The 26,790-nt window shown below is 38.7% G+C and carries 22 protein-coding genes and 5 tRNA genes; 9 read left to right on the top strand and 18 right to left on the bottom strand.

Translation table 11 applies throughout. The annotated features are described in order from the left end of the window. Window positions 1-18 precede the first annotated feature (18 nt). From C3K47_RS10200 to gap, 13 genes are all read right to left on the bottom strand, one after another. Window positions 19-1,182 (bottom strand): FtsW/RodA/SpoVE family cell cycle protein, encoded by a 1,164-nt coding sequence (locus C3K47_RS10200; protein WP_103789023.1) that lies wholly within the window; start codon window positions 1,180-1,182, stop codon window positions 19-21. 127 nt (window positions 1,183-1,309) lie between these two features. Further along, complete coding sequence (murD, locus tag C3K47_RS10195) at window positions 1,310-2,653, bottom strand: UDP-N-acetylmuramoyl-L-alanine--D-glutamate ligase (RefSeq protein ID WP_103789022.1); 1,344 nt, start codon at window positions 2,651-2,653, stop codon at window positions 1,310-1,312. A gap of 2 nt (window positions 2,654-2,655) precedes the next feature. After that, window positions 2,656-3,900: a phospho-N-acetylmuramoyl-pentapeptide-transferase gene (gene mraY, locus C3K47_RS10190; protein WP_103789021.1), complete on the bottom strand. Its 1,245-nt coding sequence runs from the start codon at window positions 3,898-3,900 to the stop codon at window positions 2,656-2,658. Window positions 3,901-3,942: 42 nt separating this feature from the next. Continuing rightward, window positions 3,943-4,293, bottom strand: coding sequence for a four helix bundle protein (locus C3K47_RS10185; protein WP_103789020.1), 351 nt, complete (start codon window positions 4,291-4,293; stop codon window positions 3,943-3,945). A 17-nt stretch (window positions 4,294-4,310) separates the two neighbouring features. Then, on the bottom strand, window positions 4,311-5,774 hold the full coding sequence (locus C3K47_RS10180) for a UDP-N-acetylmuramoyl-L-alanyl-D-glutamate--2,6-diaminopimelate ligase (protein ID WP_103789019.1): 1,464 nt from the start codon (window positions 5,772-5,774) through the stop codon (window positions 4,311-4,313). Window position 5,775: 1 nt separating this feature from the next. Next, the gene (locus C3K47_RS10175; protein WP_103789018.1) at window positions 5,776-7,875 is read right to left on the bottom strand and encodes a penicillin-binding protein; all 2,100 of its coding nucleotides are present in this window, start codon (window positions 7,873-7,875) and stop codon (window positions 5,776-5,778) included. Further along, window positions 7,865-8,266 carry an FtsL-like putative cell division protein gene (locus C3K47_RS10170; protein WP_103789017.1) on the bottom strand — a complete coding sequence of 134 codons (402 nt, stop codon included), beginning with the start codon at window positions 8,264-8,266 and terminating at the stop codon, window positions 7,865-7,867. The genes C3K47_RS10175 and C3K47_RS10170 overlap by 11 nt, the downstream gene beginning before the upstream one ends. Window position 8,267: 1 nt before the next feature. Then, the gene (rsmH, locus tag C3K47_RS10165) at window positions 8,268-9,143 is read right to left on the bottom strand and encodes a 16S rRNA (cytosine(1402)-N(4))-methyltransferase RsmH (RefSeq protein WP_243392533.1); all 876 of its coding nucleotides are present in this window, start codon (window positions 9,141-9,143) and stop codon (window positions 8,268-8,270) included. Window positions 9,144-9,150: 7 nt separating this feature from the next. Further along, on the bottom strand, window positions 9,151-9,627 hold the full coding sequence (gene mraZ, locus C3K47_RS10160) for a division/cell wall cluster transcriptional repressor MraZ (RefSeq protein WP_103789015.1): 477 nt from the start codon (window positions 9,625-9,627) through the stop codon (window positions 9,151-9,153). Between the two features lie 266 nt (window positions 9,628-9,893). Then, entirely contained in the window at window positions 9,894-10,934 is a 1,041-nt protein-coding gene (locus C3K47_RS10155; protein WP_103789014.1) for an inorganic phosphate transporter, read from the bottom strand. Window positions 10,935-10,957: 23 nt separating this feature from the next. Continuing rightward, window positions 10,958-11,605: a DUF47 domain-containing protein gene (locus C3K47_RS10150; RefSeq protein WP_103789013.1), complete on the bottom strand. Its 648-nt coding sequence runs from the start codon at window positions 11,603-11,605 to the stop codon at window positions 10,958-10,960. Between the two features lie 112 nt (window positions 11,606-11,717). Next, on the bottom strand, window positions 11,718-12,905 hold the full coding sequence (locus C3K47_RS10145; RefSeq protein ID WP_103789012.1) for a phosphoglycerate kinase: 1,188 nt from the start codon (window positions 12,903-12,905) through the stop codon (window positions 11,718-11,720). Window positions 12,906-13,072: 167 nt separating this feature from the next. Continuing rightward, window positions 13,073-14,092: a type I glyceraldehyde-3-phosphate dehydrogenase gene (gene gap, locus C3K47_RS10140; RefSeq protein WP_207765278.1), complete on the bottom strand. Its 1,020-nt coding sequence runs from the start codon at window positions 14,090-14,092 to the stop codon at window positions 13,073-13,075. Between the two features lie 136 nt (window positions 14,093-14,228). Here gap and C3K47_RS10135 point away from each other — a divergent pair. From C3K47_RS10135 to C3K47_RS10110, 6 genes are all read left to right on the top strand, one after another. Next, window positions 14,229-14,300 (top strand) — tRNA-Glu (locus tag C3K47_RS10135). A gap of 67 nt (window positions 14,301-14,367) precedes the next feature. Next, window positions 14,368-14,439, top strand: a tRNA-Glu gene (locus C3K47_RS10130). A 68-nt stretch (window positions 14,440-14,507) separates the two neighbouring features. Beyond that, window positions 14,508-14,582: transfer RNA gene (locus tag C3K47_RS10125), tRNA-Glu, on the top strand. Between the two features lie 186 nt (window positions 14,583-14,768). Then, window positions 14,769-15,503 (top strand): iron-sulfur cluster repair di-iron protein, encoded by a 735-nt coding sequence (ric, locus tag C3K47_RS10120; protein WP_103789011.1) that lies wholly within the window; start codon window positions 14,769-14,771, stop codon window positions 15,501-15,503. Between the two features lie 84 nt (window positions 15,504-15,587). Next, complete coding sequence (locus C3K47_RS10115; protein WP_103789010.1) at window positions 15,588-16,028, top strand: RrF2 family transcriptional regulator; 441 nt, start codon at window positions 15,588-15,590, stop codon at window positions 16,026-16,028. A 248-nt stretch (window positions 16,029-16,276) separates the two neighbouring features. Further along, window positions 16,277-16,348: transfer RNA gene (locus C3K47_RS10110), tRNA-Glu, on the top strand. A gap of 57 nt (window positions 16,349-16,405) precedes the next feature. Here C3K47_RS10110 and C3K47_RS10105 read toward each other — a convergent pair. Beyond that, window positions 16,406-17,461: a hypothetical protein gene (locus tag C3K47_RS10105; RefSeq protein WP_103789009.1), complete on the bottom strand. Its 1,056-nt coding sequence runs from the start codon at window positions 17,459-17,461 to the stop codon at window positions 16,406-16,408. A 546-nt stretch (window positions 17,462-18,007) separates the two neighbouring features. Between C3K47_RS10105 and C3K47_RS10100 the strand changes: the two genes are divergently transcribed. Beyond that, a complete protein-coding gene (locus C3K47_RS10100) occupies window positions 18,008-20,479 on the top strand; it encodes a TonB-dependent receptor domain-containing protein (RefSeq protein ID WP_103789008.1) in 2,472 nt (823 codons plus the stop codon). 203 nt (window positions 20,480-20,682) lie between these two features. After that, entirely contained in the window at window positions 20,683-23,313 is a 2,631-nt protein-coding gene (locus C3K47_RS10095) for a TonB-dependent receptor (RefSeq protein WP_103789007.1), read from the top strand. Window positions 23,314-23,384: 71 nt separating this feature from the next. Here C3K47_RS10095 and C3K47_RS10090 read toward each other — a convergent pair whose 3' ends face one another. Further along, window positions 23,385-24,020, bottom strand: coding sequence for a peroxiredoxin (locus tag C3K47_RS10090; RefSeq protein ID WP_103789006.1), 636 nt, complete (start codon window positions 24,018-24,020; stop codon window positions 23,385-23,387). A 183-nt stretch (window positions 24,021-24,203) separates the two neighbouring features. On the opposite strand from C3K47_RS10090, the gene C3K47_RS10085 reads away from it, so the two are divergent. After that, a complete protein-coding gene (locus C3K47_RS10085; protein ID WP_243392532.1) occupies window positions 24,204-24,926 on the top strand; it encodes an MgtC/SapB family protein in 723 nt (240 codons plus the stop codon). A gap of 2 nt (window positions 24,927-24,928) precedes the next feature. On the opposite strand, the gene obgE is transcribed toward C3K47_RS10085, so the two are convergent. The 3 genes from obgE to C3K47_RS10070 all read right to left on the bottom strand — a co-directional run bounded on the left by obgE (window position 24,929) and on the right by C3K47_RS10070 (window position 26,767). Next, a complete protein-coding gene (gene obgE / locus C3K47_RS10080; RefSeq protein ID WP_103789005.1) occupies window positions 24,929-25,924 on the bottom strand; it encodes a GTPase ObgE in 996 nt (331 codons plus the stop codon). A gap of 132 nt (window positions 25,925-26,056) precedes the next feature. Further along, a complete protein-coding gene (locus tag C3K47_RS10075) occupies window positions 26,057-26,629 on the bottom strand; it encodes an adenylate kinase (RefSeq protein ID WP_103789004.1) in 573 nt (190 codons plus the stop codon). 61 nt (window positions 26,630-26,690) lie between these two features. Continuing rightward, window positions 26,691-26,767, bottom strand: a tRNA-Arg gene (locus C3K47_RS10070). Window positions 26,768-26,790 lie beyond the last annotated feature (23 nt).

Genomic DNA, 26,790 nt, shown 5'->3' with positions numbered 1-26,790 from the left:
TTCTTTTTCACTGTACATTTATGCCATCACAACATTTGATGGAGCAGTAGATTCTTTCTTTTCCGCCTTTTCGGCCTCTTCCAAATCGCGACTAATACTCAGAATAATTCCAAAGGCCGCGCTTGTAAATAAAATTGAAGTTCCACCCATACTTACTAAAGGTAGGGCAACCCCCGTTACCGGAAATAAATTGGTAGCAACCGCCATATTTGCAAACGCTTGTATAACCAAGCTAAAGCTTAATGCTGCCGCCAACAAAGCCCCAAAGGCCTTAGGACTTCGGGTTACTATTTTTACACATCGATATAGAAATATTAGATACAAGGCCAGAATAACCAAGCCTCCAACCATTCCGTATTCTTCAATAATAATAGCATAAACAAAGTCGGCATAGGGTGATGGCAAAAAGTTACGTTGGGTACTATTTCCCGGCCCTTTACCAAGAAAACCACCGGTAGCAATGGCGATTTTAGCCTGATCACTTTGGTAGTTCTTATCAGAATGCACCATTTCGGGATGCAAGAATGCCTCGACCCGGGCTTTGTAAACACCACGGCGAGGTCCAAAGAAAACTACAAAAGCCACCAAAACCGCACCCGCAATACCCACAATGGCCATTTGTGTAAAACTCACGCGACCGATCAACAATAACAGCATGCTGGTTCCAAAAACCATTAAGGCCGTTGAAAGGTTGGCAGGAGCTATTAATCCACAAACACCTATAACCGCTATAAAAATCGGAAGAAATCCTTCCTTAAAATCCTTGATCTTCTCCTGGCGCTTTGTTATAGCGCGAGCCAAATACATGAACAAGGCCAGTTTGGCCAAATCGGAAGACTGGAATGTTTGGTTGATAATTGGCAAAGTAACCCAACGGCTGGCATTATTAATACTGCTACCAAAAAACAAGGTATAAAGCAGCAAAGGAATAGATAGCCAAAGAAGTAATTGAGCAATACGAGAATAGTAGCGATGATCAAGCAAATGAGCGAAATACATGATGGCCAAACCGGCCACGATCATGGTTCCGTGCTTAATTAAGAAATGAAAGGGATTGACATCGCTTTTGTAAGCCAATGTACCCGTAGAACTGTACACGGCCAACACCGATATCATCGATAAAGCAAACACCACCAGCCAAATCCACCTGTCGCCCCGCGTTTGTCGTAAAATCCAGTTCATGTATTCCTGTTCTCTTTTTGGTTGTATATAAACAGGCTCGGTTTTAATGTTGAGCCTTAAAATGTCAAATTATATCGTTGTTCATGAATAAAATCTATCAACATTTCCACATTGAGAGCGGAAGTTTCTAGAGTTCCTTCACTGTAGCTTTAAACTGATCGCCGCGATCTTCGTAGCTTTTGAATAAATCAAAGCTGGCGCAAGCTGGAGAAAGCAATACAGTTTCGCCTTTAGCAGCTAAATGATAGGCCACATTCACCGCTTCCTTAGCCGATGCTGTATTCACAATAATTTCCACCTTATCCTCAAATGCATCGTGGATTTTTTTATTGTCTTTGCCAAGGCAAACTATGGCTTTCACTTTATCTTTAACCAAGTCGAAAAGCATTGAATAATCATTGCCCTTATCAACGCCACCGGCAATCCAAACTACTTTAGTGTTCATGCTTTCGAGCGCAAACCAAACCGAATTAACATTAGTGGCTTTTGAATCATTTATAAATTCAATGCCTTGAATTTTAGCAACATGCTCTAATCGGTGAGGAACATTTTGAAAATCACCCAAACTCTCACGCAAACTATCGCTGCGGATTTCGAGTAATTTCGCTGCAATTCCTGCCGCCATAGAGTTGTTTACATTGTGCCTTCCCTGCAATGCTAATTCTGAGATGTTCATGCTAAATTGTTTTTTATCGGTTTGAATATTTATAGTATCGTTTGATGCATAAGCTCCCTCTTCTACCTTTTGATCAAGAGAGAATGGAAATAATCGAGCTGAAAAAGTACGATCAGCCATTACTTTCATTATTTCTTCATCGTCAAGGCAATAGATAAGTGCGTCTGCAGATGTTTGATTTTGAGTGATGCGGAATTTTGAATCCACATAATTCTGCATTTTATAATCGTATCGATCCAAATGATCAGGGGTGATATTAAGCAACAAGGCAATATCAGCCTTGAACTCATACATGTTATCAAGCTGAAAACTGCTTAGTTCTAACACAATATGATCGAAGTTTTCTTCAGCCACCTGGCGTGCAAAACTCTGACCCACATTACCTGCCAATCCCACATTAAAACCAGCTTTTTTTAAGATATGGTAAATAAGCATGGTTGTAGTGGTTTTACCATTACTACCTGTAATACAGATGGTTTTCGCATTGGTATAGCGACCGGCAAATTCGATTTCCGAGATGATCCGAATCCCCTTTTCAATGATTCTTTTAATGATAGGAGCCTTATCAGGAATACCGGGGCTTTTGATCACTTCATCAGCCGAAAGGATTTCCTCCTCCGTATGCTGCAATTCTTCAAATCGAATACCACGTGCTGTAAGCTGATTTTTATACTTATCGGCGATGGCTCCAAAATCAGAAACGAACACTTCAAAACCCTGTTTCAGCGCTAATACAGCACTGCCCACCCCGCTTTCACCGGCACCAAGAATCACTATTTTCTTTTGTTGGGCCATGATTAACGCAGTTTAAGAGTTACGATGGAAACGATTGCCAGAATAATACCTATGATCCAAAAACGGGTTACGATCTTAGATTCATGATAACCCTTTTTCTGAAAATGATGGTGTAAAGGAGACATTAAAAAGATGCGTCGACCTTCCCCAAATTTTTTCTTGGTGTATTTGAAATAAGAAACCTGCATGATCACCGATAGGTTTTCTACCAGGAAAATGCCGCATAAAACAGGGATCAATAATTCTTTACGGATAATTATAGCAAATGTGGCAATGATGCCACCCAGTGCCAAGCTGCCTGTATCACCCATGAATACTTGGGCAGGAAAAGCGTTATACCACAAAAATCCAATACATGAACCAATAAACGCACCTGCAAATACCATCAATTCTCCTGAGTCAGGGATGTACATGATGTTAAGGTAATCGGCAAAAATTAAGTTACCCGACAAGTAAGCCAGTATCCCTAAAGCCACCCCAATAATAGCCGAAGTTCCGGTGGCCAGGCCATCAATTCCATCGGTTATATTTGCCCCGTTCGAAACTGCCGTAATGATGATTATTACCGCCAGAATGAAAATAATAGGTGTATATTTCTCATAATCAGGCAAGAATTTCAAAACCTTTGCGTAATCAAATTCATTATTTTTATAAAAAGGGACATTGGTTTTGGTTGATTTTGTATTAGGACCAAAATGGCTTGAGCTAATGGCTTTGGCATCATAGCTTTTAACTTGTGTAGCCTGAATTTGATGAGCAGGAAGTTTTTCACGGATAACTACATCCTTGTGATAGTACATCGTTACTCCAACAATTAACCCGATAATTACCTGACCTAAAATTTTAAAACGACCAGCTAAACCTTCTTTATCCTTTTTGAAAACCTTGATATAATCATCCAAAAAACCGATTCCTCCCATCCAAACGGTGGTAATGATCATCAGGATCACATATATATTATTCAGTTTAGCGAATAATAAAGTAGGAATAAGTATACCGCCTAAGATGATAAGACCTCCCATGGTTGGGGTGCCTTGCTTTTCTTTTTGTCCGGCTAAACCCAAATCACGAACTGTTTCTCCCACCTGTAACCTTAACAATAAATTGATCAGTCGACGTCCATAAACTGTGGTAAAAATTAAAGAAACAATTACCGACATGGCCGTACGGAAAGAAATGTATTGAAACACTCCTGCTCCAGGGAAATCATATTGTTTATCTAGCCAAGTGAACAAATAGTATAGCATCCTATTATAATTTGTGAATTTGATAATTTGGCAATTTGATAATTAGCCCTTTTTTGATGAACTAATTATTTTGCTCAGTATTTTTATAACTTCTTCTAACTTATTTATCAATTTATCGCACCTTGGATAGCTAGAACTCTCTGTACATAGTTTCAACCAGTACTCCGTTTCATCCGCTTCCTTTGCTGCTACCTTCATTTTGTGAATAAAATCAGCTTTACTTTCGGCATTCTGGGCCTCCCAAACATTTGCTCCAATGCTTGTTCCCGATCGAAACAACTGATTTGCCATGTTAAACTTTTTTAAGAGTTCCAATTGTTCTGTATACTCAATAATTTCAAGAGAGTATTTAAAAGTCATTGTTACAATTAAATTATCCTTATCGTTCCTCATGGCTCATTCTCAAATTTTCAAATTCTAAAATTTTCAAATTGAGATAATATTTCTTCTTTATCATCAAAATGATGTTTTACACCATTGATTTCCTGGTATTTTTCATGGCCCTTACCGGCTAATAAGATGATATCACCAGGTTGCGCCAGCATAATGGCCGTTTTAATTGCTTCACGACGATCAGTAATCGAAACGGTAGAACCTTTTTTCGTAATCGGAACTCCAGCTTCCATTTCTTTAATAATCAACTGAGGATCTTCAGTGCGAGGATTATCAGAGGTAAGAATTACTTTATCGCTTAATTCGCAGGCTACTTTTGCCATTTCCGGGCGCTTGGTTTTATCACGATCACCACCACAACCAATTACCGTAATAATTTTTTCTGAAGGGCGACGAATTTCGCGGATCGTTTCCAAGACATTTTCAACCGCATCAGGAGTATGAGCATAGTCAACAATACCTACTACTTTATTCGGTGCCACTATATAATCAAAACGTCCTTCGGCTCCTGTTAGATTACTCAGTACACTTAAGACCTCTAGCTTGTCCTGCCCCAACAAAATTGCGGAAGCGTAAACAGCCAATAAATTATAAGCATTGAATTTACCCACCATTTTAAACCAGGCCTCCACACCGTCAATGTGCAAAAGCATACCGGTAAAATGATCCTCTAATAGTTTGGCTCTGAAATCGGCCATGCTTTGTAAGCTGTAGGTTTTTCTACTAGCCTTTGTATTTTGAAGCATTACCATTCCCCGCTTATCGTCAACATTACTTAATGCAAAAGCACCGGCAGGCAAGTGATCGAAGAAAGCCTTTTTAACCTTTAAGTATTCGTCAAAGGTTTTATGAAAATCGAGGTGGTCATGAGTAATATTGGTGAACATTCCACCGGCAAACTCCAGCCCTTCTATGCGTTTTTGGGCAACGGCGTGAGAACTAACTTCCATGAACACATATTCGCAACCAAAATCAACCATTTGAGCCAATAACTCATTTAAGGCAATGGCATCAGGCGTGGTATGTGTTGAAGGAATTATTTTGTCCTCAATTTGATTCTGAACTGTTGACAGCAACCCGCATTTATAACCCAATCCTCTAAATAAATTGAAAAGCAAGGTAGCGCAAGTGGTCTTACCATTTGTGCCGGTTACTCCTACCAGTTTTAATTTTGAAGAAGGTTGATTATAGAATGAAGTTCCTAGCCAACCTAAGGCGGCGTGACTGTCATTAACTTTAATATAGGTTACATTAGGCTGAATATCTGCTGGAAACTCTTCGCATAGAATTGCAGTTGCTCCTTTTTCTATCGACTGTAGAATAAACTTATGTCCATCAACAGCGGTACCTTTAACAGCAACAAACAAACAATCTTTACCCACAGCCCTTGAGTCAAATGTGATAGAAGCCACCGGAATATTCAGCGAACCTTTAACATCAAGCACAGAAATGTTTTCTAAAATATTGCTTAGCTGTTTCATTTTACCTTAATTCTAATCCTATCGTTCTACCCTTAACTATTGGTGTACCCGCAGTCATTGATTGCCCTACAACTTTACCGCAACCTCTTGCAACTGTCCTTAAACCGGCATTTTCTAATATGTAAATAGCATCCTTCAGGCCCATACCCACTACATTCGGCACAGCTTTCTCTGATACATTCTTTTCATTCACTTCTACCGAATTATCATGCTGTGCAGTTTGTACCCAGTTCCCTTTCGTGTTCTCACTATAAGACACATTAAGTTTATTGTAGATAAATTCTGTTTCTGTTCTATAACCGGCTTTTGCCAAAGGCACTTCCCTGACATTTAAAACATATTGTTTTTCTACTCCCGGATGAATTTCCAATTGAGTAGCATACACCTTATCTGCCACTTCCTTAAATACCGGAGCAGCCACTGCACCTCCATAATATAACTGATTGGTAGGTTCATTGATTACCACAATCATGGAGTACTTAGGATTATTAGCCGGAAAATATCCGCAGAAAGAAGCCTGATAACGTTTTACTCTATAACCCAATTTCCCATCCGCTATTTGAGCAGTACCTGTTTTACCGGCAATAGGAAATACTGAAGTATTCAACACTTTACCTGAGCCATTTTGAACTACTGCTTCTAACAACTCATGCGCTTTTTGTATGGTTGATTCTGAAGCTATTCTTTCTACCAACACTTTGGTATCAAACTTTTCGATGGTTTTACCCAGGTACTTGATCTCCTTAACAAACTTAGGCGCCACCATGGTGCCATTGTTGGCAACAGCATTGTATAAAGTAAGTGTTTGAAGCGGAGTAATGGTTTGCTCATACCCTATGGATAGCCATGGCAGCGTTGTTCCTGACCACCCCTTATCTCCCGGATGCTTAAACATTGGACGAGCCTCTCCCGGAATCTGAATACCCATACGATGGCCTAAGCCCAATCGTTCCAAGCCTTCAACAAATTTCTCTGGATTATTTTTATAAGCCCTGGTAATAGCCAATGAAGTTCCAACGTTTGAGGATTGCTCAAAAACATTTTTCATGGTCACTCGCTTGTCCTTGATCAGGTGCGAGTCTTTCATGATCCTGTTTCGGTAAACACAATAGCCCTTGCTTACATCAATGGTATCATCTAAACTAAATTTATTGTCTTCAAGTGCAACAAGAAATGAAGCTAGTTTGAAAGTAGAACCAGGTTCAGTAGCTGAACCAACGGCCACATTATATTTTTCTTCATATTGCTGAGGAGCAACTCGCTGTAGGTTGGCAATCGCTCGGATTTCTCCTGTTGCCACCTCCATTAATATCACCGTACCACTAGAAGCGTTTTGGGCGATCAATTGCTTTTGCAATGCATTTTGAGCAACGTCCTGAATGTTTACGTTTAAGGTTGAAATGATATCGCTACCATCAACCGGCGCAATTTCAACATCGTCATTAACAGGCATCCAAACTCCTCCGGCAATGCGTTGCATTAAACGTTTACCGGTTTTACCGGCTATATATTCATTATAAGCCCCTTCAAGTCCTACTGGTTTTTGTTTCTCAACATAATAACCGATGGTTCTTGATGCTAATAACTTGAAAGGAAGTATTCGCTTATTTTTTTGAAGAACAATTAAACCACCCTTATAACGTCCCATATTAAAGATCGGGAAGGATTTGAGGGTTTTTAATTGGTTAAAATCAACTTTACGCTGAACCAGAAAATAACGTTGGCCCTCAGACCTTGCCATTTTTAACGCCCTGTTGTATTCATCTTTACTTCTGTCTTTAAACAAAAGAGACAAACGAAGGCTCAGGGAGTCAACTTTTTCCTTAAATAGATCATCTGTGATCGGATCGGCATTTACATCCATGCGGACCTCGTATTCAGGCATTGAGGTAGCGATCAAACTTCCATCTTCAGAATAAATACTGCCACGTACAGCCTCTACATTCACAAACTTGGTTGAAAGGCTATCAGCCATTTTCGACCACTTTGCACCTTGGACAAACTGTACCTGCCAAATCCTGAAAACAATAGCAAAAGCGAAAACAAACAGGACTGCATACGCAACGTAAACACGGAGTGTTATGTCAGTTTTAATTTTCATTCTCTTGGATCACTATTTTTTTTGGTGGTTCTATTGATTCTTTTAATCCAATTTTCTCGGCCCTTGCAGCCACTTCGGTTTGTTTACTTAAGAACATCAGTTCAGCTTTAGTGGTCATGTATTCCCATCTGAGTTCCTTAAGTTCCTTATTGGCTTTATCAATCTCACGGATGTTTCGTTCGGCAAAATGGCGGTTAGTAATGTAAAACATTGCCAATCCTCCTAAAAACACAAAAAACGGCAACCACCTTACAGCAGTGTTCTCAGTAATGAAATCACCTTTTAACAAAAGCGTAAAGAAATTGCGCGGCATAGCCTTCGGCTCTTTCGGCATCTCCTTTAACCTTGGTTCAAGTTCATCCCTGAGTGTATTTTGTATTCTTTCGCTCATCCTATAACTTCACTCCTATTCTTAATTTTGCACTACGCGCACGATTATTTTCTTTTATTTCATCATCAGTAGGAATAATGGCCTTACGAGTAAATGCTTCAAAAGGCTTTATTTCATTTCCAAAGAAATCCTTTTCTACCTCACCCCTAAATTTTCCTTTATTGATGAAATTCTTTACCAATCGATCTTCAAGCGAATGATATGACATTACTACCAGTCGACCTCCGGGGTTTAAGATTTCCGCTGCTTGTTCAAGCATTTCCACTAATGCTTCCAGTTCCTGGTTTACCTCAATCCTGATAGCCTGAAATAATTGTGCGTAATACTGATTTTCCTTGCCTCGTTTAACAAGTGGTTTCACCACCTCTTTCAGCTGAGCAACAGTTTCAATTGGTTCTCTCAAACGGGCTATCACAATTGTTTTAGCCAGCGTTTTCGAGTTTTGAATCTCGCCGTACATGCCAAAAATCCGATGTAATTCAGCTTCAGCATATTCATTAATGATCTTTTTGGCAGTTATTTCTGAAGATTGATCCATTCGCATATCCAAATCGGCATCAAAGCGTATAGAAAAACCTCTTTCGGCACTATCAAACTGATGAGAAGAAACCCCCAAATCAGCCAGAATTCCATCCACTTTGGGAAATCCGTTCAGTTTACAGAATTTTTTCAGGTACCTGAAGTTCTGCGCTACAAAAATAAAACGATCATCATCAGGTGCATTTGCCTCCGCATCAGGATCCTGATCAAAGGAAATCAATGTACCTTTATCTAATTTCGATAAGATCGCTTTTGAATGTCCGCCACCACCAAATGTTACATCCACATACACACCATCCGGATTGATATTCAATCCTTCCAAACATTCATTTAACATTACGGGATTATGGTAACTCATCGAAACTCCTTTCTCCGACTTTTCCGCCCATCACTTCTTCAGCTAACAAAGCAAAATCCTCCGGTTCTTCATTTAATAAATTATCATAAGCCTCTTTAGACCAGATCTCTATCCGATCTGAATACGGGAACAGTACTAACTCCCCATTGATACCGGCGTAATCAAGTAATGACTTAGGCAATAACAAACGGTTATTAGTATCGAGTGTTAGTTCAGTTGCTCCGCGAAAAAAATAGCGGGCAAAATTCCTGTTCTTCTGATTATAAAGATTTAGCTTATTTACTTCGGCACTGATATTTTGCCAAACATTGAAAGGATAAAGCACCAAACATTTCTCAAACCCTCTGTTAATCACAAACTTATCCGACGCTTCTTCAGGAAGCTGCTTTTTGAGCCCAGCCGGAAGCATAATCCTTCCTTTGGGATCAACTTTGCAGTCATATTCTCCGATGAATTGTGTCATGTAAGTGGGCTTTTTCCAAAATACCTATGTAAAGGTAGATATTATTTCCACTTACTCCCACATTTTACCACAAAAGTTTTCCACAGGAACACCCTTTAAAGCTGATAGTCAAAAACATAGATTTTCCACATTTTCAATGTTAAAAACGCAGATTTAATGAAAGAAGAAATTAGGAGGTAGAAATATATCTCCAGGCGAAAGAACTATATAATTACAAAAATCTTCTTTCGCGTGGAGAAAAGTGGAGGGAAAAGAGAACGTTTATATTAACTGGCTACAATATGCAGGATCTTTAAAAGCCAATAGAATCCGGCGGCAAATAATCCGGAAACAGGTATAGTTAGCACCCAAGCCCATAGGAGGCTAATGGTAACTCCCCATCGTACCGCGGAAATACGTTTTGTAAGTCCCACACCGATAATTGAACCGGTGATGGTATGTGTTGTACTAACTGGAATTCCTAATTCGGCAGTGGTAAAAAGTGTAGCAGCACCTGCCATTTCAGCAGCTACTCCTTCAAACGGAGTCATTTTAGTAATTTTCGTACCCATTGTTTTAACGATCTTCCAACCGCCAAATAAGGTACCAAAACCAATGGCCGAGTAACAGCCAATTACCACCCATGAAGGGATATGCTTAATTTTGCCGGCCTCGCGCACTACCACCATCCATTCAGGAATACTGTCGGGATGCTGATTAGCATATACAACCAAGGCTGCAGCAATAATACCCATTACCTTTTGGGCATCATTACCACCATGTCCCAAACTAAACATGGCCGATGAAAGCAATTGTAGCCCCTTAAATGTGTTATTGAGTTTATACGGATTCCCCCTCCTGCTCAACCAGAGCATGATCACAGAAATTGTGTAGGAAACCAGCATACCAATAATCGGAGCAGCTACAATAAATAATAAAATGGGAATAACTACTTCCAGTTTCACTACGCCGAAACCGGCGTGAGAAATGGCCGCACCAGCGAAACCACCAATTAAAGTATGGGATGAACTGGAAGGAATACCGGCCCACCAGGTAATTAAATTCCAGATGATGGCCGCAGAAAGCCCGGCAAAAATCACCTCAAGGCTAATGGCATCAGTTTTAACGGTTTTTGCGATGGTATCTGCAACGTGAAGTTCAAATATCCAAAACGCCATTACATTAAAAAAAGCGGCCCAGATAACCGCCTGGAACGGAGTTAATACTTTTGTAGAAACAATTGTAGCAATAGAATTTGCTGCATCGTGAAAGCCATTGATAAAATCAAATATGAAGGCCAAAACGATGATGATGATCAACAGGGTCATTCGGAAAGCTTTTCGCTGTTAAACTATGAGTTCTTTAATACAATTGAAGAAATAACGTTAGCTGCGTCTTCGCACTTATCAGTAGCTAATTCAAGCATTGAAAGCACTTCCTTCATTTTGATCAACTCTTTTACATCTTCCTCGTGTTTAAACAAATCCGCTAAAGCTTGATCCAAAACATTGTCGGCTTTATTTTCAACACTGTGGATTTTAACCATCGCTTCTCTGATTAACTTAGTATTTTTAAGACCATTAAGTTCTCTAACAGCCACTTGAAGCTCTTGGGCTCCTTCGTGAATTAAATGCACCAGATCTTTTATTGCCTGCGAATAATCCATTATATCATAAAGCAAGAAATCCTTCGCCGAACCATTCAGATAATCTGCCACATCGTCAATAACGGATGCCAGATCATGAATATCTTCACGATCAAACGGAGTGATAAAATTACGGCTCAACTCAGTTAGAATATTATGAGTAATGTTATCGCCCACATGCTCTAGATCATCAATCTTTCGGATCAATGCATTGCGCTCATCCACCGTTTTTGAATTTACCAGCTCGATCATTACGGCCGACATGGTAGTAAGATTTTCTGTTGCTTGCTCGAACAGAGGAAAGAATTTCTTGTCCTTTGGAACAAAAAATTGAAAAATTGAGTTTAACGACATAACACAGCTTGTTGATTAACAGGCAGCTAAAGGATATTGAAAATTAATTTAATACAAAATTTATATACAAAAAAATGAGGAAGCCGATTAATACCCGCTTCCTCATTTTTTTTTAGTCTAATACTGCCTTAATACCTGGTAATTCTTTCCCTTCAAGCGATTCGAGCATAGCGCCACCGCCAGTGGAAACGTAACTTACTTTATCCTGATATCCGAATTGCTTCACCGCTGCAACTGAGTCACCACCACCAACAAGCGAAAATGCTCCGTTAGCAGTAGCAGCGCCAATGGCATCGCCTAAAGCTTTTGTTCCGGCAGAAAAATTCTCGAATTCAAAAACGCCTAAAGGACCATTCCATAAAATAGTTTTAGAGTTTTTGATCACTTCAGCAAAACTTGCAAGGGTTTCAGGACCTGCATCAAGTCCTTGCCATCCATCAGGAATTGCATCTACTGCAACGATCTTGGTTTTGGCATTATTGTCAAAAGTATCAGCAGCAACAACATCAACCGGGATATAGATCTTTACCCCTTTTGCCTCTGCTTGTTTTAATATATCTAGAGCAAGCTCCATTTTATCATCTTCACAAATAGAGCTTCCAACTTTACCTCCTTTGGCTTTAACAAAAGTGTAAGTCATACCGCCACCAATAATGATGTTGTTAACGGTATCCAGCATTTTATTGATAATGGTAATTTTAGAAGAAACCTTAGAACCACCTAAAACGGCAGTAACCGGTTTTTCACCATTTTTCAATACTTTATCAATAGCTACAATTTCTTTAGCCATTAAATAGCCAAAGCATTTAGCCTGAGGGAAGAATTTAGCGATAATAGCTGTTGAAGCATGCGCACGGTGTGCAGTTCCAAAGGCATCGTTTACATATACATCGCCTAATTTAGCCAACTGTTGAGCAAAGGCTTCATCACCGGCTTCTTCTTCTTTATGAAAACGAAGATTTTCCAGCAATAAGATCTGACCAGGTTTTAATGAAGCAGCTGCATCTTCAGCAGGGGCTCCAATGCAATCAGTTGCAAAAACAACTTCAGCACCCATCACTTTTGCTACATGATCTTTAACATGTTTTAATGAATATTTGTCTTCGGCGCCTTTTGGACGACCTAAGTGTGACATTATTATAGGCATTCCGCCATCAGCCAAAATCTTTTTAATGGTTGGGGCCGATTCCTGAATTCGGGTATCATCGGTAATCTCAAAGTTCTCGTTAAGGGGCACATTGAAATCTACACGGATCAATGCCTTCTTTCCTGAAAAATTAAAATTGTCTATGGTTTTCATATTTTTAATTAACTATGAGTAACTAAATACGTATTGAGTAAATTGATCTGCTATTTTACTCCAACGAATCCTCCCCGATAGATTCTGAGCGCTGCGAAAATACGATAATCCTTTAGTTTTTGTTAAAACAATAATAAAATAGCATAAACTAGCGGCAAAATGAACCATCATTCATTAACTAACTCTATACTAGACTGTTCCTGCCACCATTTAATAACAAGTTCGGTTAACCGGCTCGAGTAACCGTATTCATTATCATACCATCCAACCACCTTTACCATCTCACCAACCACTGAAGTAAGCTGAGAATCGAATATACATGAGTAAGGATTATCCAAAATATCCACCGAAACAATAGGGTCTGAGGTGTATTGAACTATTCCTTTAAGTTCATTTTCTGATACTTTTAAGAAAGCTTTGTTGATTTCTTCAACGGTTGGAACCACCTTAAGCACACATGTAAAATCAGTAAGTGAACCATTAGGAACAGGTACCCTAACTCCGGCTCCCCCCAATTTACCTTCGAGATGAGGAAAAACAGAAGTAATAGCTTTGGCTGCACCTGTTGTTGTAGGTATGATCGATTGAGCGGCAGCACGGGCTCGTCGCAAATCTTTATGTGGGGCATCGTGCAAGGATTGATCGCCGGTATAAGAATGCACTGTAGTTATATAACCACTTTCAATTCCCCAAAGATCATCAAGAACCTTAATCATGGGAGCCAAATTATTGGTTGTGCATGAAGCGTTCGAAATTACCCTTTCATTGCCTTTCAACAATTCCTCATTAATGCCCAGTACAATTGTGGGAACTTCCCTATCAGGTGATGGTGCCGAAATAATCACTTTTTTGGCTCCTGCCTTAATATGTAATTCGGCTTTTTCCTTTTGGGTAAACTTACCTGTAGATTCAATAACTATGTCTATATCTAATTGGGCCCAAGGTAAATTCTCCGGATTGCTTTCTCTGAAGATTTTAATGGGATTTCCATTTATGATCAGATGTTCCGAGTCAAAGCTCACCTCACCCTGAAAAGACCGGTGAATGGAATCATATTTAAATAAATGTGCCATTGTAGCTGCATCAGTTAAATCATTGATGGCTACTATTTCCATTTCTTGTTTTGCTAAAGCGCGACGAAGGAAGACCCGCCCAATACGACCGAAACCATTAATGGCGACTTTTATTTTTGGCATAAACTCTTGATACATTGGCAGGCAAAAATATCAGTTTAAAGGCCTAATACCTCGTAAAAATGATTTTTTAAAAAAATTTTAATCATATTAATTTTCTCTTATCTTTGCAGTCCGTTAAAAAAATAAAGGCCCGTTCGTCTAGGGGTTAGGACGCCAGATTTTCATTCTGGAAACACGGGTTCGATTCCCGTACGGGCTACTAAAATTATTTTTAGTAGCAAAGCTTAAGATGTAAGCTTTTTTATTTTAACAAAAATTGAATGATTGGCCCGTTCGTCTAGGGGTTAGGACGCCAGATTTTCATTCTGGAAACACGGGTTCGATTCCCGTACGGGCTACTGAAATTACTTTTAGTAGCAAGCTTAAGATGTAAGCTTTTTCTATTTTAACAAAACTTTGAATAATTGGCCCGTTCGTCTAGGGGTTAGGACGCCAGATTTTCATTCTGGAAACACGGGTTCGATTCCCGTACGGGCTACCAAAAAGAGTACTGAATTTCAGTACTCTTTTTTTGTTTCAGCCTCGCTCCAATTCTCTGCTCCCAAAACTTACAGCAATAAATCATTTAACAGTTGACCTCGAAACGCTGCTCAATAAAATAATAAAAGATAATTTTATCTCTTATTTAGAACATCATGTATATTTGAGGATATCAAAAAGTAATGCTATGAATGCAATAACCGAATTAACCGGACAGACGATTGGAGAATTGGTCTCTAAAGATTATCGCAAAGCAGATGTCTTTAAAGCATATGGAATTGATTTTTGCTGTGGAGGGAGGAGTTCTGTGAAAGAAGCTTGCCTACGAAAAGGCATTAATTACGAAGAGCTGAAAGCAGCCCTGCTTGAGATTGAAAACACCAGCATGAAAGCAGAAAATTACGACGATTGGGAATTGGATGTTTTGATTGACCACATTATCAATAAGCATCATAAGTACGTAAATCAATCACTACCATTATTGCTTGAATATGCAACAAAAGTGGCTCATGTACATGGGGAGCACAATCCCGAAAACATAAAAATTGCAGAGTTATTACATGAACTAGCATCGGAACTTCAATGCCATTTATACAAAGAAGAACAAATTCTATTTCCGTATGTAAAAGAGCTGGTGAATTGCAAAAGAACAAACGGTCATATGAAAGTTGCCGCTTTTGGAACTGTTAAAGATCCTATCAACATGATGGAGTTGGAACATGATATTGCCGGTGATTTGATGAAAACTATTCGATTATTGTCGTTTAATTACACACCTCCTCTTCATGCCTGTAGTACTTACATGATTTTATATTCAAAATTGGAGGAATTTGAGAATGACCTGCATACACATATTCACCTGGAAAACAACATTTTGTTTCCAAAAGCTGATTTACTTGAAAAAGAATTAACGGAAATGTGATTTGATTGCAGAAATTAAGTCCCTTAGGTTTTTAATTCTATTTTTTTTGTGAACATTTACCTTTAGAAACTAAAACACTATTAAATGTTTTCTAAAGCTTGCGAATATGGCATAAGAGCTCTTATTTATATTGCTCACAAAAGCACCGAAGGTGACAAACTTAGCATTAAAGATATTGCGAAAGAAACAGGCAGCCCGGAACATTTTATAGCTAAAATTCTCCAAACACTCTCTAAGCAAGGACTTGTATCATCAACCAAAGGGCCAAATGGTGGCTTTTTTTTAGAAAAAAATGCAGCCCCTATTTCAGTGATGGATGTTATTTATGCCATTGACGGGCCCAACCCTTTTAGCGCTTGTGTGCTTGGTCTCAGAGAATGTGATGATAAACATCCTTGTCCGCTTCACAATAATTACAAACCGATTAAAATTGAATTACTGAAACTCTTTTCCACAAAAACAATTCAAGAGCTGGCTATAAGTATTTCAAAAGGAAATGTAATCAATAATTTTCTGAGGGAATAATAAACTTCCCTCCGTTAAAAGAAATGATATTCGAACTTTTGCTAAGATCTTGCGGATCGAATATCATTTTTCATTTTGCATCCCGACTGATTTTTAGAGCTAAGAACAAGGCCCGTTAGCTTTATGTACAAATAGAATATCGAAAAAAAATCATTCTATGATTCAATCACTTATACTTTATTTTTTATTTTATTGAATCAGTCATTTGCATCATACGCTCATTTATGTACCTTTGCGCCACGTTAAATGGCCCGTTCGTCTAGGGGTTAGGACGCCAGATTTTCATTCTGGAAACACGGGTTCGATTCCCGTACGGGCTACAAAAAAAGCGTACTGAAGTTCAGTACGCTTTTTTTATGTTTAATAATAGCTTAAAATTATTTTGTCACAGCCATTTGAGGAATTGCAGCTACCCTAACCGTATCTGCTTTTTGATCAATAAGGTGTATCATATCATCCACCACCTTGAATTTACCGGTACCAATTATTTCCCATCTGTCTGATTTGCTCATATCACAATCAAAATAGGCAAAGTTCACAATAATGGAGTCGCCTTCATACTTCATATTAATTGAATCGAACTGACGAAACCAGCTCGAGCCATATGATACAAAATAACCGTTATTTATTTGTTTAAGAACGTTTGGTTCTTTTCTAAACCAATTGCTTAAATATCTAATCTGCTTATCAGAACCCTGAAAATCAAAATCGAGTGCATCAATCAGCAAGTTTCTAAAACCTGAGTAATTTGCATTAGGCTCGCCATCTGAAGCCGAATAATCGGCGCCGGCCATTGTGCTGTAATAGCCTAAGACAGCTCTCACGGGCTTTGGACATGTATAAACGTATTCAGAATTAACGGTAATGGTGATCAACGAATCATTCATTTGCGGATCGAAGCGGTTTTGGAGCCACAAGATTTGTTTAAATCCATTACTTGTCAATCCAGGATCCTTAACCCATTGCAGATCTTTATCAGGGGTGGCCGCAGCAGCAAAGTTTTCTTTTAAACTTACTGAGTCAGTTCTTTCATTCTTCGGGTCAATTATACCGCCTTTCAATTCCCCGTTTTCCATATCGGCTTTTAAAACTTGCTTAAATCCAGTTTCAAAAAGGGCCTTTGCCTCTAAGTGACCTTCTTCATCAATTTCTCCTTCTATCGGAATCCTCTTCCCACTTTTCTTAATAACGGCAAAGCCTTTAATCTTGCCCTCCTTTGCTGATAAATTTACAACCACGTCCTCTCGTTTGTTGATTTTGCCGGTAAATGTCTTTTTAAAATTGAGCTTTTCAGAACCTATAACAGCGGGCGCTGCTTTTTTGGGCCGTTCCTCCTTTTCATGGATAACAGCATTTGATCTTTCGTTTTTTAAGCATGAGGATAGCAAAAAAACAAAAGATACCAGGCTAAGTAAATAGTAAACGTTCTTCATACACGTTCGTTAAGAGCTTATGTTTCGACGAATATAATAATTTTCTAAAAATATTCGCAACACCTTCATTTAAAATACTTTATAAAAAAGATTCTTTCAATACTATAAATATTGAAAATCATATTTATAGTATCAATATACAACTATTAGTTCAAAATCCATGCCTGCTTACTATATCAATATTCCAAAAAATAAAAAATATTAGCAAAAAATTGTCACATCCATTTGGGTGGTAAATACATTCTGGTTAACCATTCTTTAAACATTGTTTTTAGTTGTTTTCAACAGATTGTTTCCATTTCATATTCGTTTTGTTTTCGAATTCATAACTATTAAGAAATAACCATCTGAAAACCAAGTGTACATTGCTATACAAGGTACATTGTTGTAACATATACATTGCATAGCATTTTTGTTACATCAAAACTTCAATTTCTCTGCAACCACTATTCTACTTTTGACGTCAGAAGCATCATAACAGTTGGCGGATCCGGAACCGTCAATGAAAAACAACAACATTAACTATTAACTAACAACAGAAAAACGATGAAAACAGTATTTACCTTTGCGCTCGGGGTAATGGCACTTTTTACCTCTACTGCCAATGCGCAATCCATCCCTTCTAATGCCGGACTAACAAAAATTTATGGGGCCGTAAAATCGCCCGATCAAAAGGCAGCTGAATATGTAACTATTGCTCTTCTACGCGCTAAAGATTCGGTTTCAGTTAAAGGACTAACAACTGATGCAACAGGCACATTTGAATTTGTAAAAGTTAAAGAAGGGAAATATTTGCTCTCTATTACTTCCTTTGACTACCTACCCTACTATTCCAACACCTTTGAAATAAAAGCTAACGATGCTGAGAAAAACATTGCCGATATAACCTTAGCTAAAGCTGTGAAAAGCCTTAAGGAAGTTACTGTTACCGGTTCGCGGCCGCTAATTGAGCAAAAGCTTGACAAAACAGTATTAAACGTTGAAAGCAGCATTACCAGCAACGGTAGTACAGCTATTGAAGTACTGCAAAAAGCGCCTGGCATTACCGTTGACAATGAAGGAAATATCAGCCTGAAAGGAAAAAGCGGAGTAGTGGTGCTGATTGACGGCAAACAAACTTATTTGTCAAATAGCGAGGTTGCTGATATGTTAAAAAACATGTCATCGAGCAGCATTAGCCAGGTTGAAATTATGACCAACCCTCCGGCTAAATACGATGCAGCCGGCAATTCGGGGGTTATAAATATCAAGCTTAAAAAGGGAACAAATACAGGTTTTAATGGCAGTGTAAATGGTTCTATGGGTCAGGGTAACTATGGCAAGGGAAATGCCGGTATTAATATGAACTACCGCCAGAACTATTACAATGTATTTGGTAATTATAACTTTAGTAAGCGTACCAACATGCAGGATCTTAATCTTTTGCGTGGATTTTATAACGAAGGCACCTTAAGCCATATGATGCTACAAAATGCCGAAATGGAAATGCCTTCACATAACAATCGTTTTAAAGCAGGCATTGATGTGTTTTTGACACCTAAGCAAACTCTTGGCTTTTTAGTAAATGGTAGTGTTGGCATTTGGGAAAGCCAAAATCCAACCTATTCAAAAAAAGTAAATCCTAATTTGCAAACAGAAAGCAGTTCCTATTCTCAAAATCATATTGATGAAGATTGGAATAACTTTACCTATAACACCAACTATAAATACAGCATTGATTCTAATGGGCGTGAGTTAAGCGCCGACGTAGATATTGCTCATAATAAATATGGCGCAAATCAATTATACAATACTACTTTTTATAATGAACAGGGAATGGAAGACCCAGGTACTCCTCAATTGATTCAAAAAGGATTGCTTCCTTCAAGTGCTAATATCTTTGCCGCAAAAGTTGATTATACTCACCCATTAAGTAAATCTGCAAAAATTGAAGGCGGCTTGAAAAGCAGTTTTGTGTCCACAAAAAACGCTATTGATTATTATGATCAATTAAATAACGGCGATTGGCAATTGAACGGCCAAACATCCAATCATTTCGACTATGATGAAAATATCAATGCTGCATACATCAACTTCAATAAAGAAATTAAGAAATTCAGTTTCCAATTAGGATTAAGGGGAGAACAAACCCGTACCAAAGGAAATCAAAGAGCAACCAACGAGGTTGCTGAACGTAATTATTTTCAATTGTTCCCAACTGCATATGTTAAATATGAAGTAAATAAAAACAATGCTTTACAGGTTTCCTACAGCCGCAGGGTAAATCGTCCTGACTATGAAAGTTTGAATCCTTTCCGCAACGAAATCGACCCCTATACCTACCAACTTGGAAACCCACTTTTAAAACCGCAAATAAGTAATGGCGTTGAATTCAGTCATGTACTGAAAGGTAAATACACCACTACAATTAATTATAGTAAAACAACCGATGTAATGACTGACTTAACTGCTCCTGGAGTAAAACCAAATTCGGTTTATATCACCAAGGCCAACTTAAGCACCTTAGATAACTACGGAATCAGTTTTAGTGCTCCAATTAATTTTACTAAATGGTGGAGTGCCAATGCCTATGCCAATGTTTTTCATAATAGCTATAAAGGAAAATACCTAAATGACAATGTAAACCGTCAACAAACCACCTTTAGTTTTAATGCTCAAAACACATTCACATTTGCCGATGGTTTTAGTGGCGAAATCAGTGGATTTTATAATTCGAAAATGATTGAGGGTATTATTGATATTTATCCGATGTGGATGATTTCTGCCGGTATTCAAAAAGCCATTTTGAATAAAAAAGGTTCTGTTAAACTAAATGTTAACGATATTTTCAATAGTCAGGAGTTTAAAGGTAAAATCAAATATTCAACAATGGATATTGATGTAAAAAACCGTTGGGATAGCCAGGTTGCAACCCTTTCGTTTACCTATCGCTTCGGAAATTCCAACTTGAAAACAGCTCAGCATAACAATACAAGCAGTAATGAGGAAGCAAACAGGGCAAAACAAGGCAAAGATTAATAGTTGTGTTTATTCTTTTCAGTGAAGGGCTGTCAACCGACAGCCTTTTTTGCGGTAATACCATAATTGTAAATTAAACAATGGTTCATATAAATTACATTATTCAATTATTGAGCATTTTTTATCCAAAAACTCGGAGCAATCTTGACTTTACAAACGTATAGTCTTAACTTATAATAAGTTAATCCCCAAATAAACTTATTATGAAGAAAGTATTACTTATTATTCTTGCGCTCTCGGTAAGCAATTTTGCTTTAGCGCAATTTTTACTCAAAGGAAAAGTTACAGATAAAAATGGGAGCCCGTTAGTTGGTGTAAGTGTTACCCAAAAAGGAACTGCTTTAGGCGCCAACACTGATGCCAATGGAAACTATTCATTCAATTGCTCTTCCACAACAGCCACTATCGTTTTTTCTTACATTGGCTATTTTAGTAAAGAAATAATATTAAACGGTCAAAAAATCCTGAACGTGAGCTTAGAGGAAAACACGAGTTCTCTCTCTGAAGTTGAAGTGGTTGGATCGAGAAATTTGAAAAGAACGGTCACCGACTCCCCTGTTCCGGTCGATTTGATCCCAGTAAGTAAAATTGCCAATGCTACCGGTATGGTTGACATTAACACCATTTTGCAGTATGCTGCACCTTCTTTTAATGCCAACAAACAAAGCGGTTCAGACGGCGCAGATCATATTGAACCTGCCACACTGCGCGGCATGGGCCCTGACCAAACCCTTGTGCTTATTAATGGCAAACGCAGACATCAATCTTCTTTAGTTAATCTTTACGGCACCCGCGGGCGGGGTAATACGGGCACTGATATGAATGCAATTCCATCTTCATCCATTGAGCGTATAGAGATATTGAGAGATGGAGCCAGTGCGCAGTACGGATCAGATGCAATTGCAGGCGTAATAAATATTGTATTGAAACAATCAGTAGATAAGTTTGAAGCGAACTTTACTGCCGGCGCCAATACTACCGGCTATGGGAGTTCTTTGGATGCAGGCTCTGCTAAGCTACTTACCAAAGTTTGGGATGGGCAGCAATACAATGGAAATGCTAACTACGGTTTTAAAATAGGAACGAAAGGTGGCTTTTTTAATATTACCGGTGATATTGATCATAAAGACAAAACAGCAAGACCAAATTACACAAGTTTATATCCCGATAATTATCGTGTAGAATTTGGTGATGCATCCTACACCAATTATTCAGCAATGATCAACAGTCGGATCCCGCTACAAAAAGATGCCGAAGTTTATTTTTTCGGAGGATTCAACCAACGCAAGGGCGACGCCTTTGCCTGGACCCGAGACCCTGAAAGTGAACGAAATGTAATAGAAATTTATCCTAATGGCTTTAATCCTCATATTGGTTCGGATATAAGCGATTACTCAGCATCTGGAGGGCTAAGAACTAAAATACTGGGCTGGAACTCCGACTTTAACCTTACCTATGGAAAAAACCGTTTTGAGTACGATGTTAATCACTCCCTAAACGCCTCCTTAGAAACTGCTTCTCCTACCAGTTTTCAGGCGGGAGGTTTTGCACTCGGCCAATTTAATTTAAGTGCCGACTTTAGCAAACTGCTTGAAAGTGCCTTGGGAGGCAATGGGATTAATATAGCCTGGGGGCTAGAATATCGAAACGAACATTACAATATTTTTGCCGGAAATGAGGATTCATGGAAACAATACGGGCCAGTTATCTTCAGCATCGACAATTCAACTACTCCACCTGACACAACCTTCAGACCTGGAGGCGCTCAGGGATTTCCCGGATTTCAGCCTAAAGATGTAGTATCACAAACACGTAACAGTGTTGGAGGTTATATTGATACAGAATTCGACCTTACAAAAACCTGGATGGTTGCCGCAGCAGTTCGATTGGAGAACTACAGCGATTTTGGTTCAACAACGAACTTTAAAATTGCCAGTCGCTATTCGATTTTACCAAATGTAAACATCAGAGGTTCATTTAGCTCTGGATTCAGGGCTCCTTCGTTACCACAAGTGGCATTTAGTTCAACATTTACCAATGTTGCTGCCGGTAAAATTGTCGACCAGGTTATTGCCCCCAACCACAGCGACCTGGCTTTTAAGGTAGGTATTCCTCGATTAAAAGAAGAAACTTCGTTAAATGCAAGTTTGGGTTTTACCGCAAAGCCATTGAACAACCTATCCTTAACTGTTGATGGATATTGGGTTCAGGTAAAAGACCGCATTGTACTCACAGGTTTATTCGGAAGTGATGATGATGTTATCGGATCCGTTTTGCAAGAAATGAATGTAGGTGCGGCGCAGTTTTTCACTAACGCAGTTGATACACATACCAAGGGACTCGACATTATAGCCGTTTATACAGCATCCTGGGGTGCAAACAATTTAAATACTACCATAACCGCCAACATCAATGATATGAAGGTCGATAATATTCATACCACTCCTACATTAGCCGGAAAAGAAGATATTTACTTTGGACCTCGAGAAAAAGCCTTTTTGCTAGCTTCTGCGCCTTTCTATAAAGTTAACTTGAGTTTTGATTACGGCCTTAAAAATTTTAGCGCATTTTTAAGATTCAATCAGTTTTCAAAAGTGTCTCTGGCTAATTGGAATGATGAAACTGACAAATATACACCTCGTTTAACCACCGATATTTCAGTTGGCTATCGATTGAGTAAACACGTTAATGTAACTGTTGGGGGCAATAATATTTTTGATGTTTATCCATCTCACCACGACCCTGCACTTACCGAAAGTGGTGGTATGTGGGATGCTGTTCAAATGGGTTTTAGCGGAGCCTACTTCTTCGGTCGTATTGGCTTTGATCTTTAACAGTAAGTTTATCTTTAAAATAGAAAGAGGAAACCCAAATAGATTTCCTCTTTCTATTTTCTAACTAAAACTTATTTGTTAGGCTGCGGTGTATATCGCAAATAAGGTTTTACAATACGATGTCCCTTAGGAAAACGAGCCGGCACATCTTCAGTTGGAATTGAATTTACAATGATACAATCATCTCCGTCTTTCCAATCTACCGGTGTTGCCACGCTATGGTTAGCAGTTAGCTGTAAAGAATCGATAACACGTAAAATTTCATAGAAGTTTCTGCCTGTTGATGCAGGATAAGTTAGGGTTAATTTAATTTTCTTATCCGGCGCAATAACAAAAACAGATCGAACCGTCAACGTATCCGAAGCATTTGGATGGATCATCCCGTATAAATTAGCTATTTCCTTGCTTGGATCAGCAATGATCGGGAAATTAACCTCTGTATTTTGCGTTTCATTTATATCTTTTATCCAACCATGATGTGATTCGATCGGATCAACACTGATCGCAATTACTTTAACATTACGCTTATCAAACTCTGCCTTTAATTGTGCGGTGCGCCCTAATTCGGTAGTACAAACAGGTGTATAATCTGCAGGATGGGAATAAAATACACCCCAGCTATTGCCTAAATACTCATGAAAATCAATTTCACCAAGTGTGGTTTGAGCCTTAAAGTTAGGCGCAATGTCTCCAAGTTTTAATTCCATAATATATTGTTCTATTATTTTGTAACATTTAATCTAATCAAATTTAATAACAAATAATTCAATAAAATAGTTTTCCTATTGATTTAATAGATTAAATTTTAATTAAAAAGAATGATCTATGCTCTTTAGCTTCCAAAGCTTAAAATTCTTTATTTTTGTAATTCGTATTAACCACCGACCAATTTGAAAACTCTTATTCCCAGTGATTTCACAATCAACTATCCGGAACTTCGAATTCTGTTAGCATTTCTATTGGGTGCCTTAATTGGCACAGAACGCCAGCTACGTCATAAAATGGCAGGTATGCGCACTAATGCATTAGTATCTGTTGGTGCGGCTCTTTTTGTGATATTAAGTGTAAATATAACGGTCGACCAATCAAGCCCAGCGAGAGTAGTAGCTCAAATTGCATCAGGTATTGGTTTTTTAGGTGCGGGAGTAATTATGAAAGACAGTTTTAATATTACGGGATTAAATACTGCTGCTACTATTTGGTGTTCGGGAGCTGTTGGCGCCTTATGTGGTGTAGGATTTTGGTATGAAGCTATTTTAGGAAGCGGATTTGTATTACTTTCCCATTTACTACTCCGTCCCTTAGGCAAAAAAGTAGTTAACAAATATTCCACATATGAACCCGGTGATCATCGTTATTCGCTTAAAGTGAGTTGCGCAATGACTGCTGAAGATCGAATAAGAGACATTCTTCTAAATCACATTGCAAATTTTAAAATGCGCATTCTTAATATGACGCTTGAATATGACAAGGTGAAAAAGGAATCGTTAATTTCGATGGAGATTTTAAGCGAAAGGGCTAACAATTCCGACATCATGAAAATCATTCAGCAGATCAATGAAGATAATGACGTTTCATCGGCATTTTGGGAAGTGGAAGTGGATAATCATTAAGATTATCCATTGATCGCCGTCCACAATAAATCTTTAAGTTCAGTAATGCCTTTTTGAGCAACCGATGAAATGAATTGAGCGGGAATACCTTTTGGCAAATCCTTCTTCATTTCAGCCATTAATTCCTCATCAAGCATATCACTTTTGGTAATGGCTAAAACACGTGGTTTATCTAGTAGCTCAGGGTTGAACTGTCGAATTTCGCTTAACAAAATTTCATATTCTTGCTTAATATCTTTGCTATCAGCCGGAACCATGAAAAGTAATACTGAGTTACGTTCGATATGACGTAAGAAACGTAATCCTAAACCTCTGCCTTCCGCCGCACCTTCAATAATTCCAGGAATATCAGCCATCACAAATGATTTATTGTTACGATAAGCTACAACTCCCAGATTTGGCACCATAGTAGTGAACGGGTAATCAGCAATTTCAGGTTTTGCTGCCGATACAACTGATAATAAAGTTGATTTACCTGCATTTGGAAAACCTACTAAACCTACATCGGCCAGCAGTTTCAATTCTAAAACTCTCCATTCCTCCAAGCCTGATTCTCCAGGTTGAGAAAATCGAGGTGTTTGATTAGTTGGTGATTTAAAATGCCAGTTTCCCAAGCCTCCCCTTCCACCTGGTGTTATAACTTTCGTTTCTCCGTCTTGAGTGATTTCCAATAAGATCTCATCAGTTTCGGCATCTTTAATTACCGTTCCTAATGGAACCTCTAAAACCTCATCCTTTCCTTGAGCCCCGGTTTGCAAAGATGCTCTGCCACCTTCACCATTCTCGGCTATAACGTGTTTACGGTATTTAAGGTGCAGTAATGTCCAAAGCTGACTGTTCCCTTTTACAATTACATGCCCGCCGCGACCGCCGTCACCACCATCTGGACCACCTTTGGCTGTCTTTTTATCACGGTGTAAGTGAGACGAACCGGCACCACCTGCTCCTGAACGGCAACAGATACGCACATAATCAACAAAATTGGAACCCTGACTCATAAGGTGATTTTTAAGATTTAAACTCTTTAAGTTAAAATTTAATTACTACGATTAAAAGAAAGAAGTACGAAACCAGAGGAGGAAACAGATTCCTACTTCTGACTTCGTACTTCTTAAATCGTATTTCTAAAATTAATAAGCGTCAACTACAATACAGATGTTGCTGAAAATTTCATCAATAACACCAATACCGTAAACACCAGTAAATTTATCTTGACCCTGGTAGTAATTAGCTACAGGAGCTGTTTTATTATTGTATTCGTCGATACGTTTTTGAATGACCTCTGGATTTTGATCATCGGCACGACCCGAATCTTTACCACGAAGCAATAAACGTTTTTTCAACTCTTCATTTTCAACTTCCAATGCGATCATTCCAGAAATGGCCGTATTTTTTGAAGTTAATAATTGATCTAACGCTTCTGCTTGAGCAACAGTACGCGGAAATCCATCGAATATGAATCCTTTAGCGTTTGAATTGGCATCAAGCTTATTGCTGATCATACCAATCACCACTTCATCTGGCACCAAAACTCCCTGATCCATCAACTTCTTTGCCTCTAAACCCAATTCGGTACCAGCTGCAATTTCCGCACGAAGAATATCTCCGGTTGATAAGTGCACCAACTGGTACTTGTCGATTAACTTTTGTGATTGAGTTCCTTTGCCTGCTCCCGGAGGGCCGAATAAAACTAAGTTCAGCATGTTTAAGTTGGTTAAAAACTAAAATAGCCTGCCATTTGCTGACAGGCTATTGATTGAATTTTGGTGGACCCAAAGGGAGTCGAACCCCTAACCTTCTGATCCGTAGTCAGATGCTCTATCCAATTAAGCTATGGGTCCTTCTTTTTGTCGAAGGCCGCTAT

Origin of the sequence: Solitalea longa (assembly GCF_002920915.1) — a bacterium.
Lineage (GTDB): Bacteria > Bacteroidota > Bacteroidia > Sphingobacteriales > Sphingobacteriaceae > Solitalea > Solitalea longa.
This window is presented reverse-complemented; position numbering and strand designations above follow the sequence as displayed.

Excerpts from the sequence above, each read along its gene's own strand:
- C3K47_RS10095 (WP_103789007.1), top strand. The coding sequence starts at position 20,683 with ATGAAGAAAGTATTACTTATTATTCTTGCGCTCTCGGTAAGCAATTTT.
- mraZ (WP_103789015.1), bottom strand. The coding sequence starts at position 9,627 with ATGACACAATTCATCGGAGAATATGACTGCAAAGTTGATCCCAAAGGA.
- murD (WP_103789022.1), bottom strand. The coding sequence starts at position 2,653 with ATGGCCCAACAAAAGAAAATAGTGATTCTTGGTGCCGGTGAAAGCGGG.
- C3K47_RS10100 (WP_103789008.1), top strand. The coding sequence starts at position 18,008 with ATGAAAACAGTATTTACCTTTGCGCTCGGGGTAATGGCACTTTTTACC.
- rsmH (WP_243392533.1), bottom strand. The coding sequence starts at position 9,143 with ATGTTAAATGAATGTTTGGAAGGATTGAATATCAATCCGGATGGTGTG.
- C3K47_RS10150 (WP_103789013.1), bottom strand. The coding sequence starts at position 11,605 with ATGTCGTTAAACTCAATTTTTCAATTTTTTGTTCCAAAGGACAAGAAA.
- C3K47_RS10170 (WP_103789017.1), bottom strand. The coding sequence starts at position 8,266 with ATGAGCGAAAGAATACAAAATACACTCAGGGATGAACTTGAACCAAGG.
- C3K47_RS10200 (WP_103789023.1), bottom strand. The coding sequence starts at position 1,182 with ATGAACTGGATTTTACGACAAACGCGGGGCGACAGGTGGATTTGGCTG.
- C3K47_RS10090 (WP_103789006.1), bottom strand. The coding sequence starts at position 24,020 with ATGGAATTAAAACTTGGAGACATTGCGCCTAACTTTAAGGCTCAAACC.
- C3K47_RS10155 (WP_103789014.1), bottom strand. The coding sequence starts at position 10,934 with ATGACCCTGTTGATCATCATCATCGTTTTGGCCTTCATATTTGATTTT.
- C3K47_RS10145 (WP_103789012.1), bottom strand. The coding sequence starts at position 12,905 with ATGAAAACCATAGACAATTTTAATTTTTCAGGAAAGAAGGCATTGATC.
- obgE (WP_103789005.1), bottom strand. The coding sequence starts at position 25,924 with ATGAGTCAGGGTTCCAATTTTGTTGATTATGTGCGTATCTGTTGCCGT.
- C3K47_RS10185 (WP_103789020.1), bottom strand. The coding sequence starts at position 4,293 with ATGAGGAACGATAAGGATAATTTAATTGTAACAATGACTTTTAAATAC.
- C3K47_RS10115 (WP_103789010.1), top strand. The coding sequence starts at position 15,588 with ATGTTTTCTAAAGCTTGCGAATATGGCATAAGAGCTCTTATTTATATT.
- mraY (WP_103789021.1), bottom strand. The coding sequence starts at position 3,900 with ATGCTATACTATTTGTTCACTTGGCTAGATAAACAATATGATTTCCCT.
- C3K47_RS10105 (WP_103789009.1), bottom strand. The coding sequence starts at position 17,461 with ATGAAGAACGTTTACTATTTACTTAGCCTGGTATCTTTTGTTTTTTTG.
- C3K47_RS10075 (WP_103789004.1), bottom strand. The coding sequence starts at position 26,629 with ATGCTGAACTTAGTTTTATTCGGCCCTCCGGGAGCAGGCAAAGGAACT.
- C3K47_RS10175 (WP_103789018.1), bottom strand. The coding sequence starts at position 7,875 with ATGAAAATTAAAACTGACATAACACTCCGTGTTTACGTTGCGTATGCA.
- C3K47_RS10180 (WP_103789019.1), bottom strand. The coding sequence starts at position 5,774 with ATGAAACAGCTAAGCAATATTTTAGAAAACATTTCTGTGCTTGATGTT.
- ric (WP_103789011.1), top strand. The coding sequence starts at position 14,769 with ATGAATGCAATAACCGAATTAACCGGACAGACGATTGGAGAATTGGTC.